Origin of the sequence: Sporosarcina sp. BI001-red (assembly GCF_003384035.1) — a bacterium.
Classification (GTDB): domain Bacteria; phylum Bacillota; class Bacilli; order Bacillales_A; family Planococcaceae; genus Sporosarcina.
The window spans coordinates 411,129-423,690 of the sequence record NZ_QQAK01000012.1; the positions used below are offsets into that span (position 1 = coordinate 411,129).

Sequence of the window (12,562 nt, forward strand, 5' to 3'; positions counted from 1 at the left end):
GATTATTTTGATCCTACGAAACGCTGAACCTGGGGCTTTACTCTTATGACTAGAAAAGCTGCTTCTAGAGAGATTGGATGGTGTTCTCTACTCATGCATCTCCTATCTTTGTTAATTTACAAGTCAAACGTCATCCCATCATTCGCAATATGGAAACCATTCTTTTCGATAAAATCCCGAGCGTCGCTATTCTGTTTCAGAGCAGGATTACTGTGATTAAAATGGGTGAAATAAATTGCACAGGTGTCTGTAATACTCTTCAAACGCTCCATTGTATCCGTAATGAATGGATGAGGGATCTCACTCAAATCTCTGGCACCCCGTCCACTGTCCGATAAATCACTCTCAGAAAAAAACGTTGCGTCCAACAAACAAATATCCGCTTGCTTACATGCTTCTACGAGATCAAGGTCCCACTCATCCCAACTATCAATATCAGGAATATATAACACTTTCTTTTTAGGTCCTTTAATCCAAAACCCAAACGTCTCGGAGAATTCGTTCCGATGAGGTACTTTCACTGGTGTTACTTCAACATCATTATCCAGATTAGTAGAAATCCCCTGTTCGATTGCTTGAACTTGAATATTACCTAGGTCCGTTAACTGCCGCCAAGGTGCATGTGATTCCAGAACGTTTTTCATCAGCGGTCCGGTAAACACAGGTACATTCTTCGTATTCATTGCTTCTTTCCCTAAAAATATTAGTCCTGGATAATGACCAATATGGGCATGCGTAAGGAAAATACTGTCCATTACAAGACCTTCCATCCCGTGTGTGCGTTGAACCATAATGATTTGCTCTTTAAAATCTGGCGATGCATCGATTAAATGCCATTGATTTTTATCTTTCAATACTATGGCAAGTGATGCTGCTCTTCGTTTGAACGTTGGATTATCGATCGCTTTTGTACAATTATCGCAATAACAATTCGGTTGCGGCAACCCTGCGTCTTGCGCTGTGCCTAACACATGTAAAATCACTTCACCCATATCGGTGCATCTCCTTTTTCAATACTAACTTTTGGCTGTGCAGTATACGTTTTCTTCGTAATGGTCCAACCTGTAAACCCAAATACGATATTAATGAGAGGGACAAGGAACACAAAGAAGGCGTATGGGATAAATTCTCCTGGGCTGATTCCGAAAATGCCTGCTGCAAACACTGCCGGTACACTCCACGGAACGAGATTGATGCCTACCGTTCCTGCAGACTCAACGCATCTTGATAAGTTTTTCGTATCAATATTCATCTCTTTATACTTCGTAACAAATGTCCTAGACGGCAATACAATTGCTAGAAACTGCGCACCACTTGCAAATGCTACTACGAATGTCGAAAATATCGTTGCCAGTATCAAACTACCTGTAGAATGCACGCGCGCCATCATTTTTCTCGTTAAGATTTCAAACGATCCAGACTCTTCTAGTACGCCGCCTAGTGCTGTCGCAATTACTAAAAGTGCAATCGTGCTGAGCATGGAGGTCAATCCTCCACGATTCAACAAAGAGTCAATAGCCGGAACATCTGATTCCAACGCAAATCCATTTGTCATGACTTGAATGATTTGCGCGATTGGCATTCCTTGCACGACAACAGCTATAATGCCTCCGAGCATCCCCACCCCAGCAAGCGCGGGAATTGCAGGTACTCTCAACATCATGAGCACAATTGTCAAAACAGGTAACAGTAAAAGCAGTGGATGTATTAAAAACAACTCCGAAAGACCAGTCTTAATCCCTTCGATTACAGAAGAATCCGCTACGCCAACGCCAGTATAGGATTTACTAACAAACCAGTACATGACGATTGCGATACCAAAAGCAGGAATGGTATCCCAAAGCATATGTTTAATATGTGTAAATAGATCCGTCTCTGCCATCGCTGGTGCAATATTGGTTGTGTCAGATAATGGAGAGAGCTTATCGCCGAAGAACGCACCAGAAATCACAGCGCCACCTACAAGTCCCGCTGGAAAACCAAGACCTTCCCCAATCGCCATGAACGCTAATCCTACTGTCGCGATCGATGTAAACGAACTGCCAAGAGTGATTGAAACAATCCCAGTGACCAAAGCTACGACTGGGATGAAAATCGATGGATGGATAAGGGACAAGCCGTAAAAAATGATTGTTGGAATAACTCCACTGGCCATCCATGATCCCACAATGATGCCGATCAATAACAAGATAAATACTGCAGGTAACGCTCGACTCACACCATTGACCATCATCATTTGAATAGAATTCCATTCAAAACCAGCTAATCGAGCAATTAAGGCTGCTGCGAATACGCCGATCAATAACGGCATGAGCATTCCCGCTTTCCAAACAAACACCGACATCGATGCTGCTGCAATTAAGGTTAGTATCGGAACAATCGCTAACCAACCAGACATTTCTTTTTTCATATGCTCATCTCCATAAATTTAGTGTGAGAATTCATTCATTACGACCTCATTTCATGACAAAACAAAAAAGCCTCCTCCCCTCAAAATTGAAGGGACGGAAGCTCCGTGGTACCACCCAAATTAGCAGAAAAATTCTACTCACTCATTATAGATAACGGCCTAAACCGGACAATTACATCGTCAGCTCCCTGTTTGTAATTCGTTAGTGTACCTTGCTTGGTTCGCACCGACCACCAAGTCTCTGTTGCCAAGGTTACAAAACTACTTCGAACAGTTCATCACATTTTTCAATATCATAAATTGTTTTGATAGAGTTGTCAATCAATATATTACATACTGTGTACAATTAAGTAAACATAGTACTCGACACACCGATACACCTTTAAAATCCCATATCTATAAACAAATTCACATACTCAACCGATGGTCATGCAACTATAGTATGTAATATAATTACAAACAAGAATAATCGACATGACAAAAGTTTTTATGTCAATCGTTTTGTAAGTCTTTATATCTAGAGTCATTTCTGATATACTTTGATAATTAGACAATCTTAGGAGGTATTCACTGTTGAAAAGTAAAAGTATTGCCTGGAAACTATCAGGTTTGATAATAGGAGTTTTTATAGTTCTATTTTTGGCTTATACTCTCATTACAAGTTTTATATTGCACGATAAAAGCATGACTGACGGAGAGAAGTTGTCGGTAGAAAACACCCAACTCAATGCAAAGGTTTTAAGTGAACGATTTAACAAAACCAACGAGATGCTACATACGACAAAACATATAGTCGAAACCCTACAGGAACAAGGTAGTTTAACGACTGAACAAATGACAAGTATTATTGAAAATAACTTAAAGAAAAATTCAGATGCCACTGGCATGGCTGCAATTGTGGAAAACGGTTTTATTTCACTAGAAACATCAGATGATCAGTTAGTAGATTCAACGAAACGTTTCATTCCTTATTTGTTTAAGGATGGATCCGATATCAAAACGGAATCGTTGAGTGGATATGACACTGAGGGCGACGGAGACTGGTATTTAATTCCGAAAAACGAAAAACGAGCAGTTCTAACAGAACCGTATACATACAGCGCAGGAGGACAATCCATTTTAATGACTACCATTTCGGTTCCATTAATTACGAATTCTGGCGAGTTTTTCGGAGTGCTTACGACAGACATCTCCATTGACTTCTTAAATGAGCTCGTGACGTCCATCAGCCCTGATGGAGGTTATGCTTCTGTCATTACAGATGCTGGGAACCTTACAGCCAATAGTTTAAAAGAAGAAATGAACGGATCAAATATGAGTGATTCCATCGATTGGGATTCAATGAAAGCAAAGCTCCATGAAAGTAAAGTTGGGACGATATATGTGAACTCACAAAGTTTGGGTGAGGAAGCATTCAACGCATTTGCACCAGTTATGATGGATAATATTGATGAAGTCTGGTCAGTTCAAACAGTTTTACCAAAATCCAAAATATTAGTTACCTTCACTGCAATACTTTGGGTAACTATCATTGCTGCAATTGTTATGATAGTCATCATGTCCCTAGTCACAGCTGGATTCATATTTAAACAATTGAGACCACTCAAGTACTTACAGCGATCAATTGAAATAGCTGCATCGGGAGACATCACCAATTATATTGATGAAAAGTATATTAAACATGATGAGATCGGTGCTGTGTCCAGTGCATATAATAATATGCTACACCAAACAAATGATGCGATGAGTGCAGTGCGGGCATCCTCTACAGAATTAAACGACTCCTCTACACATGTTCATCAAGCTTTCGAGGAGATTGTAGCTTCAAGTGAAGAAGTCTCCTTAGCGACAAACGAAATCGCTCAAGGTGCTTCTAAGCAATCGGAAGATACTGAAGAGACAAGCACAAGTATGATTCTTCTTGCCGAACAAATCAATGTCCTCTCACAATTAGCAGAGAGCATGGATCATCTATCCGTACAAACTGTCCAATCTACAAATAAAGGAATGTTAGAAGTTAAAATCTTAAGAGAGACTAATGATTCCGCAAATGAGATGAATATAAAAGTTCAGCAACAGATGAACACATTATCTCTGAAAATCGATGCCATTAATCAAGTGATCATATCGATTCAAAAGATTACTGCGCAAACCAACCTACTTGCATTGAATGCAAGTATTGAAGCAGCACGTGCTGGCGAGCATGGCAAAGGTTTTGCCGTAGTTGCGGAAGAAGTTCGAAAACTCGCCGAGCAGTCAATCATCGAAACTGAAAAAATCCAAAGTACTGTACAAGAAATCATTGAGGAATCCAGACAGACGGCTAGCGTTGTACAATCCAATAAGCAATTGATGGATGGACAAAACCATTCCGTTACGAGCACAGAATCCAGCTTTAAGGAAAACGCTCAGTTCACAGATCAAATGAGCCACTCCATCAAAGAGCTTACTTCTGAACTTTCAGAAATGCTGACGCATAAAGATCAAGTACTTCTTTCAATCCAAAGTGTTTCAGCTGTATCTGAAGAAACCGCTGCTTCCGCTGAGCAAGTTAGTGCTTCTTCGCTAGCGCAACAAAACGAACTTGAACAAGTTGCAGATTCAACAACACGCATGAAAAACATAGCTAACGAACTACAAAGCGTAGTCGAACGTTTTAAATTAAGTTAATATAAAACCGATCATTCTCCTAATAATGGAATGATCGGTTTTAATTATTGTATTTTGGATATCTCCTAAGTATAATATTTTAATTTTAAATTGAAGAACTAATCCATTTTCCCACAGTCGCCGTCTTCTACTCCAAACAGCCAGAGTATCTGCTCATAACTTTATTCATTAAAAGCGCCCGTTAGTTGCAATAACTCGTAACTAGAGTTCATTGCACGCTCTAATTCAAATTGAATATGTCCGAAATTATTTCATCACTTCCAGGTGTAAACATAAAAATTGAAAATGAAATACATAATAGTCCTAAACACACCATGCTGAATTTTTTATTTTTAAAAAGACCTTTCCCTACTAAAAATAATCCTGCAAACAGTATTAAGAAATACCAAAACCCCATAATTTCACCTCATTTCTAACAGTCAATAATTTGACGATATACCTTTTTAAAGGTTCTGTATTATTGGATATCTCTACAGATGTCAAGTAAGTCTATTTTTGCTTGTAAAATTAAATTCTGGATTTAAATCAAAGACAAACCCTAGTTATAGAATCCGACCCTATCACTAATGTTTAGTTAGTATAAGTATGCTGCTCCAAGAACTTCGCTTTCGCTTACATATTCACGTTTGACCAAACTAACTTTAATGCTTTCACACGCCCACCTTTTCCTTACCTTCTTTTCTCCTATTCCCCTTCGTAAACTATCGAATAATCTATCGTTAAAAAAGGTAGCGAAAAGATCCACATTTCATGAGTGGCTTTTAATTTACCGTCCCCGGTTTCCTGAATGAAAAATGTTTCTTGCAAAGGTAAGGTGAATAAATGTCTGTTGTTGAACGACAAATATACTCCTGTATCTGATGATGGATCCGTACGTTTACTTGTCAGTAGCACCCCTCTATCAACCGCCTGCAATTCCAAAATTCCGGTCATTGTTGAATAAGGTAGGGGCAACGCAATATTCATGTACATACGATCATTTGTTTCATGCTGTGAATAAAGAGCAGTAAAAATCGTCTGTTCACCAATTTTTCGTTCCCACACACGCACATGCTCCCGTCCATCGAGTCCTTCAACCAACGTAAAGATATCCCCCGTCATCTCGACCATTTCAGAATGCAACGGTAAATTAATTTGTTGCGTACGTTTACTGATGAACGAATAAAGATAGGCAAATGGCTTAAACCAGCGATGCCAGTGGATTGATGCGTACAGTCTGAAATCTATAGTGTTTTCGTAGAAACGTATGATTAAAGGAGAGACCGATGCAGACGATAGTCCGTAAACAGTTAAGTTATCAGACAGTCCGCGATGTCCACCGACGTGACCGATTTCTTCCGTAACTTGCCTTCCACGAATCCTACTCCTCGGAAAAGTTAGCGGCACAAAACGCGATGGCGGCACAGCTAACGACCACCCGATTATGCCGAATAAAGCAAATATGATGCAATTCAACACACCATGAAATCGAAGCATGAATTCAATCGTAACGGAAAATAGACCAAAACCATTACTCAGTACATATAGCATGGAAAATGTTATTGTGACCGCAAGTGCGCTAAATGCTAGGCGCAACAGCCACTTCTGCAACCTATCCGCAAACGGAAGTTGCCAAACGATCCAAATAATCGCGCAAAATCCATAGATATAAAGCAGGACAGAGAACATTTCAATCCATCGTGAAAACGTAATCCCGATCGCCACGATCATCGGTGCCGCAAGCAATGCTACCTCAGCCCAATGATACAAAGCAGATCGATGCAAACGCCCTATCCAACCTATAAAAATTGGCAAAATAAAAGCGGAATAATGAAAGTGAATAGCAGTTAACCATGTAAGCAACGGACTAAATCCCAAATCGATTCCCGCAACAAAGGCAAAATACCAGCCACCACCCATGAACAAGTAGACGAGGCCGAGATCGATGGAAAACTCCTCGATATTCGTAAATCCCCGATGAAGAAATCGGGTAATTCCGTAAAGAGCTATGTATATCGTAAACAATAGGTACAGTGCAGCAATCCATCCATCCCATCTGGTAGAGACTACTTGTCCAAGCACCACCGCAGTATAAGCAGGAATGGCGACATAGGGATAATACTTCCAAAACCAATCGCATTCCGTACAGACCATTCGTAATAGAATTGGAGTGTACACAAGTTGCGCAACCAACAACAAGCCATACGGCCACGGTGCGTCACTCAAAACGATTGTGACCATAAACAACACTATATGAATCATGACAAACTTACGCATCTGGTATAAATTCTCCTTCATATGACAACACCTTACCTATCAACGGGTTCTTGACATAGACATGAATTTGAAAGACTCTACGCACCTCATCGTACGACTCCACGACTGTCGCCAACCCTTGAAGAAGTTTCGGCAACGGAATCTCGATCCTCCCGAGTATCAATCGTTGATTCAATGATTGGATTCTCATTGCGCCCCCATCCAAGACAGTAAACTGCAAATCTGAATAAAATAACGGAGGTTCCCCTAGGTAATCTTTCACAACCATTCGTTGTTCATCCAAGCTCATCAAGGCATTAAAATATCTTATCTTTTTTGGAAAACTAAACTTTCGTTCCCAGTGAACTTGTTCACCCCCTGCTGAATTGGTAAAGGATGAATTGACAATCGTAAACGAAATATCCGTTCCACTTTCCGGAAAAACGAATTTCCTTCTCGCGCCCAATCGGAAGAGTGGTAAAAGGCATTTTGGCCCACCTGATATGCGATGCATTGTTCCTGACGCTTGAAAAACCGGATTGTCAAAGGCATATCTTTTTTGAAGCATCGGATGAAGACGGAAAAAGTCGTCGGCCAACGCTTTTCGATAAATAGACACTTTTCCCTTCACCTCTTCCTTTTACACGATGCAGCAGTCGGAAGATCCCGGCTCATAAGCAAACCGATTGCTGTAAGTGCGAGTAACGAAAAGTTAAACGTGATGGGATTGAATGGATGATTGGCAGTTTCTGGAGCGGCCACGAAGGCTGCAATCGTTAATAATGGAAAACCGACCATTTGCAAGATGAAGAGATGCCGTTTCTTGCGATAGAACAACCAAACAACTCCGAATATAACTTCAGCTAAACCAATCACCCAGACTACATTCGTCGCTGTAGAATCCGAAAGATACAGGCCACTAGCAACCATGGCTTTTTCCTGTGGATGCATCGCAATGAGTTTAGGTACGAGACCTTGATAAATCCACAAATAGGAAAAGTATAGCGTAAGAAGTTGCATCGTGAAAAAACGTAGATATTGTGATATTGGAAGTTCGCCGCGTTCTAGCCACCGTTTCAGGACATCAAAACTTAGTGCAGTTGCATATCCCATTAATGGTCGAAACAACTGATCAATTAGTTGTCCTACTTTTCCAAAGTTCGTTTCATAATCATATTGTGTCAAGAACTTGGTACCCGCATCCGTCGGTTCATACTTCCAATAGCCGCGTCCTTCACGTATCGGAGAAATTTTTTGATCGGTCCCAAAGTGTAAGGAAGAACTACGCGCCCCATTTCCCAAATATGCGGAGCCATTACTTTCACCCCACCCTTCCACGGTGATAAATGGGCCAACAGTTCGTGTATAAGTAAACTGTTGCGGCTCATCGTCTTCCTTAGGTAAATAGTGAATGGAAGAAAAGCGCAAATCCCACTGAGCATGTAAATCTGGTTTTTGTGAAGCGTCCCACACCCTTTGTAACGGAACATTTATGGGAATTTCTACGTAAATTGGTTTTGACTTCATCGTTTTCACCTTCCATCGTACATTTTCATACATTATTCCCCATCGACTTCACTTATACGATCCTCTCTCTAGTTTATCATTTTTATTCACTAGATGATCCATCATAAACGAAAGAAAGACGAACCGGCGAGGGCTCATCTTCTTTTTCATTATGAAGATACTAGGTAGGCAAATGATTCTGAATCACTTACAGACCTGGTACCTTTAGGTGATATATTAATAGAGCGCAAACCCTTGTCATGGAATTGCGCTAAATTGCAGAAAAATGATCTCTTCTAAAACTCTTTCCTCCATTCATCGTCCACTAACACCACACCATTTTCAGCAATATAGACTACGATCACAGTTCCATGTTGCAATTTATCCTCATTTTTTAGAAATGAAACAAATTCGTTAAAAACTTTCTCATCGTCAGTTTTCTTTTTTCTAGGAATTGTCAAACGTATAGTTGCCTCAACGTCATAATCTTTATAACAATTGGGATCGTTTGGATCAATACTCAAATTTCTTCCGACCTTGTTTTCAAAGATAATGTAGACATCAGTTTTCCCCTCAAGGTTCTTCCTGAGAAAAGGTTGTATTTCACTTTCCAATTCCTTAGCCCATTTTATTTCAATGTACGTATCCACCATTGTGTTTGTTTCATCGTCATAATAAATTAAAAAATTTGTCTTGCTGTTCTTATCTTGCGCTTTTGCAGCATATTCAAATTCGAAGTTCCCCATATTGTCATACAATGTATCATAGACCTCAAAGTTCTCATTAAAATTATCCTTTAAATATTGCTCAGCTTGGATTTTCACCGCTTCTTCTTTATCTTTATCTGGCTTCATACTTTGAGTAAATGAAAATACAAGTAGTGCTATAACTACAATGATAAAGCCTAGAAAAACAAACGAAATCTTCAAAAAATTATACACTTCATGCCTCCCCTTAAAGCTCTTGAATATACATATCTGTCATGGATCGTAATAACAATAATCTTAGCTTTCTTCTAATTGTATTACTTGTTCTTCACCTATTATTATCTGACCCTGTTTCTTACAAGAGTTCAAATCCTTGTTAACTAATTACCCCTGATTGGTGCTTAAAATGATGATTTATTTATCCATGAATAATTAACAAATTTCAACATCTGGCCATTCATTTCAAATTCTATATCACTAGTTTCTGTACGTTCAAATCCATTTTGCTCTAAAACTTTTTGAGATGCTATATTATTGGAGGTTGTTTTTGCCTTAACTTCATCTATATCCAACTCAACAATTGTTTTGAGTAATAATGCCAATGATTTTTTAGCAACACCTTTTCCAGTGTGGATTTGTCCCACTCTATAGCCGAGAAATCCTACTTTTTCGGATTCATCAATATCAACTAAATTTATTCTCCCAAGGATAGAATCATTTTCATCTTTTATTAAATAAAAAAAGGAAAGTCCTTGGTTTTGTTCATCAAGCAGAGATTCATGCCTTACTTTAAACCCCTCAGGCTTGAAAAAATCATCTCCTCGAGACGGTACCATATCCTCGAAAAATGTTCTGTTTTCAATTTCAAACTTATATAAACTTTCAGCATCTGTGTCTTTTAATCTTTCAATTATTATATTCAAAGACCCATTCCTCCCATTAACTTTAGTGCTAGATACTACATACCATCCTATTCTCCGTTGTAAAGTTAGAATCTATTTAATTCTCCGCATTTCACGCTTTTAAGCATACCCTCCCATAACTTAATAATGTAGCACGATTACTAAAGACCATTGTGCACATCTATGCTTTCAGGATAACTAAGATATTCTATTTTTCCAGTTCTCCTTTATTAAATTCAAAAATAGAAGCTTTGCATAAAGAAATTAATTCAAGTAAATCATAGTCCTTCACTTCAACTAGAGCGTTTCATCCAATTTCTGAATCACTGAGTGGGAAATTAAATATACATTGCCTAAAATGTCGATTTCGTCTCCCTTTACACGTACTGCACAATCTTTGTTCGACGCATAAATATTCATTTCTTCCGATAAGGGTGACAGTTCGCTTTTAACGAGCTCCATATTATTTTCTAGATCAAAATGAGACAGGACAGAAAAATTATCAAGGCCGATTCCGTCGTAAACAGAGCTCACTTCAACCTTATCTCCAAAGTTTTTCGAACATAACCATTTAGCGGACATGTTGATCGCACCAGCGCTTGCTCCCATTACAACGGCGCTGCTTTTTTTTATCAAATCCGATAAAACATATTCCTTCAAGAAACCATTTTGATTAAGAATATTTCCACCCAACAAGAAAATGACTGAAGCATTTTGAATTAACTTTTGAGCCTCTTCCTTCTGTATGCGATAATTAATTAAATGATATTCATCAAATATAATGCCGGCATGGTCTAGCCATGAGCGTTCAGTTGCACCATCATCTTCATAAAGAACTGGATTCGAACTAATCATAGCAAGCGATTTTCTATCAATTATATCCTCTTGTAACACTCTGATCAGATTCTCTGGAAAAAAGTTGCTAAACCAACCTAAATAATAGTGAGTTTTCATAAGTCCTCCCATAGCAAAGTGTAAACAACATTAATTTTTGCAAATCCTTGTGGCGAATCGACACGATAGCGGAAGAGCAAATGGTGCTGATAATCAACTTCATACTTCTATTACTAATTACTTTCATTCTATTTTTTTGGTGAATGCACGCAAGTCATGTAAATGTTTAAAGCCTACTTTCTTATATAAATTAATTGCATTTTCATTAGCGGAGTTTACACAGAGTGTGATAGAGTCCATGTCCTTAAATGTAAATAACCACTTTAATGCGCCTGTTAATAATTGTCCTCCAATTCCATTACCTCTTTCAGAACTTTCAACAGCAAAAAACTCAATGCTTGCCTCACCAAATTCTGGTTCTGCCTCGACATAAATATATCCACAGAATCTACCTTTACGGATGATTATAAAAACCTTTTTATAATCATCTAAACGTTTAAGAATTTGTTGCCCACTATAATATCCACTAGGGAATGCTTTATCATGAAGATGAACCATATCTGCGTGATACTCTGGAGTCAACACTTCAATCGAAACACTCTTTAATTCATGGCTATTATTACTATGAAAAATTAATATTGTTTCATCGCTATACTTTTCAAATGAAAGTTTTTTTGATAATTGACACACTCGAGTATTTTTAAGGTTCGGAAACATTTCCAATGAAACGATTTCGGCTGGAAGCATGTCAGTCATTTTCTTCCACATATCCAAAATGACATCCCACTTACCTGATAAAATAAACGGTCCCCATATTTCGGCACTACTATCTTCGAAGTCAGCATCAAATCCCAAAACCCCAACCAGTTTATTGCCTTCGTATGCTACAACAAAACTATCAGTATAGTTAACATCGGAAATATCATTTATCATGTATTGTGCAATTTCGTTTTTATCTTTCCCGCAATAACCAATGTGGGATTCCTCACTATTATTGAGTTTTGAAATAAAATTTGATACTAATCCAATATCTTCTTTATCTATAATTTCAATTTTAAACATTTTAACTCCCTCTTCTCAAATACAAGATCATTCTTGTTAAATGGCCCTTTTGGTTTGGCAACACTAAATCGGACAATTTTTATAAGGTCCCTAATCGATACTCAATCGGCGTAAGGTAATCTAACGTTCCGTGGATCCGAATCCGGTTAAACCAATTCACATAATCTTGTAATTCA

General features: G+C 38.6%; 11 protein-coding genes and 1 other annotated feature. Of the genes, 1 reads left to right on the forward strand and 10 read right to left on the reverse strand.

What is annotated here, in order from left to right; translation table 11 throughout:
- Positions 1 to 116: 116 nt before the first annotated feature.
- On the reverse strand, positions 117 to 992 hold the full coding sequence (locus DVB69_RS11545) for an MBL fold metallo-hydrolase (RefSeq protein ID WP_116019245.1): 876 nt from the start codon (positions 990 to 992) through the stop codon (positions 117 to 119).
- Positions 980 to 2,410, reverse strand: a complete 1,431-nt coding sequence (gene nhaC / locus DVB69_RS11550) for a Na+/H+ antiporter NhaC (protein WP_116019246.1) — start codon at positions 2,408 to 2,410, stop codon at positions 980 to 982. The genes DVB69_RS11545 and nhaC overlap by 13 nt, the downstream gene beginning before the upstream one ends.
- Before the next feature lie 87 nt (positions 2,411 to 2,497).
- Positions 2,498 to 2,698, reverse strand: a binding site (T-box leader).
- A 285-nt stretch (positions 2,699 to 2,983) separates the two neighbouring features.
- On the opposite strand from nhaC, the gene DVB69_RS11555 reads away from it, so the two are divergent.
- Positions 2,984 to 5,080, forward strand: a complete 2,097-nt coding sequence (locus DVB69_RS11555; protein ID WP_370452968.1) for a methyl-accepting chemotaxis protein — start codon at positions 2,984 to 2,986, stop codon at positions 5,078 to 5,080.
- A 684-nt stretch (positions 5,081 to 5,764) separates the two neighbouring features.
- Here the strand turns inward: DVB69_RS11555 and DVB69_RS11560 are convergent.
- The 8 genes from DVB69_RS11560 to DVB69_RS11595 all read right to left on the reverse strand — a co-directional run.
- On the reverse strand, positions 5,765 to 7,357 hold the full coding sequence (locus DVB69_RS11560; RefSeq protein WP_116019248.1) for a YndJ family protein: 1,593 nt from the start codon (positions 7,355 to 7,357) through the stop codon (positions 5,765 to 5,767).
- Positions 7,329 to 7,934, reverse strand: coding sequence for a DUF4166 domain-containing protein (locus DVB69_RS11565; protein WP_116019249.1), 606 nt, complete (start codon positions 7,932 to 7,934; stop codon positions 7,329 to 7,331). The genes DVB69_RS11560 and DVB69_RS11565 overlap by 29 nt, the downstream gene beginning before the upstream one ends.
- 8 nt (positions 7,935 to 7,942) lie before the next feature.
- Positions 7,943 to 8,842 (reverse strand): DoxX-like family protein, encoded by a 900-nt coding sequence (locus tag DVB69_RS11570; protein ID WP_116019288.1) that lies wholly within the window; start codon positions 8,840 to 8,842, stop codon positions 7,943 to 7,945.
- Positions 8,843 to 9,117: 275 nt separating this feature from the next.
- Positions 9,118 to 9,762, reverse strand: coding sequence for a hypothetical protein (locus DVB69_RS11575; RefSeq protein WP_116019250.1), 645 nt, complete (start codon positions 9,760 to 9,762; stop codon positions 9,118 to 9,120).
- Between the two features lie 167 nt (positions 9,763 to 9,929).
- Positions 9,930 to 10,451 carry a GNAT family N-acetyltransferase gene (locus tag DVB69_RS11580; protein ID WP_116019251.1) on the reverse strand — a complete coding sequence of 174 codons (522 nt, stop codon included), beginning with the start codon at positions 10,449 to 10,451 and terminating at the stop codon, positions 9,930 to 9,932.
- Positions 10,452 to 10,727: 276 nt separating this feature from the next.
- Positions 10,728 to 11,384: a Type 1 glutamine amidotransferase-like domain-containing protein gene (locus tag DVB69_RS11585; RefSeq protein WP_116019252.1), complete on the reverse strand. Its 657-nt coding sequence runs from the start codon at positions 11,382 to 11,384 to the stop codon at positions 10,728 to 10,730.
- Between the two features lie 123 nt (positions 11,385 to 11,507).
- Positions 11,508 to 12,386 (reverse strand): GNAT family N-acetyltransferase, encoded by an 879-nt coding sequence (locus tag DVB69_RS11590; protein ID WP_116019253.1) that lies wholly within the window; start codon positions 12,384 to 12,386, stop codon positions 11,508 to 11,510.
- Positions 12,387 to 12,465: 79 nt separating this feature from the next.
- A partial coding sequence (locus tag DVB69_RS11595; protein WP_147300748.1) for an IS3 family transposase occupies positions 12,466 to 12,562 on the reverse strand: 97 nt, incomplete at its 5' end.